The sequence below is a fragment of the Novosphingobium rosa NBRC 15208 genome, assembly GCF_001598555.1.
Taxonomy (GTDB): Bacteria; Pseudomonadota; Alphaproteobacteria; order Sphingomonadales; family Sphingomonadaceae; genus Novosphingobium; species Novosphingobium rosa.
Window position 1 is genome coordinate 1 of sequence record NZ_BCZE01000182.1, and the last position, 866, is coordinate 866.

General features: G+C 62.7%; 1 protein-coding gene. It reads right to left on the bottom strand.

Going from position 1 to position 866, the window contains the following annotated elements; translation table 11 throughout:
* Positions 1-866, bottom strand: an 866-nt coding sequence (locus tag SR3_RS30310; RefSeq protein WP_068095154.1) for a sugar phosphate isomerase/epimerase family protein, incomplete at both ends; no start/stop codon positions are given.

An 866-nucleotide genomic window follows, 5' to 3' on the forward strand; every position in this document is an offset into this window, starting at 1 on the left:
TGGGGTGTGGTGCGGATGATGTGTTGCGCAATAAAGGGAGCGCCTTCCGCCGCGCCATCCTCGGGGTGCTTGAGGGCGCATTCCCACTCCAGCACGGCCCAGCCGGCGTAGTCATACTGCGCCATCTTGCTGAAGATCTGCGTGAAATCGACCTGCCCGTCGCCCAGCGAGCGGAACCGTCCGGGCCGGTCCACCCAGCTCTGATAGCCGCCATAGACGCCGCTGCGGCCATTGGTGCGCAGTTCGGCATCCTTCACATGGAAGCATTTGATGCGCTCATGATAGATGTCGATGAAAGCCAGATAGTCGAGATGCTGCAGCACGAAATGGCTGGGATCGTAGAGGATGTTGGCGCGCGGATGGTTGCCAACGCGGTCGAGGAACATCTCGAAGGTCACGCCATCGTGCAGGTCTTCGCCGGGATGCAGCTCGAAGCCGATATCCACGCCATTCTCATCGAAGACATCGAGGATCGGCTTCCACCGCCGGGCCAGTTCGTCGAAAGCATCCTCCACCAGACCAGCGGGACGCTGCGGCCAAGGATACACGTAAGGCCATGCCAAAGCGCCCGAGAAGGACGCATGCGTGGTCAGCCCCAGGCGGCGCGAGGCCACCGCCGCCAGCTTCACCTGCTCGACCGCCCACTCTTGCCGCGCTGCCGGATTGCCGCGCACATGCGGCGCGGCAAAGCCGTCGAACTGCGCATCATAGGCCGGATGCACCGCCACCAGCTGCCCCTGCAGATGGGTGGAGAGTTCGGTGATCTCCAGACCCTTGTCGGCCAGAAGCCCCTTGATGTCATCGCAATAGGTCTGGCTTTGCGCGGCCTTTTCCAGATCGAAAAGCCGCGGATCGGTGGGGATCTG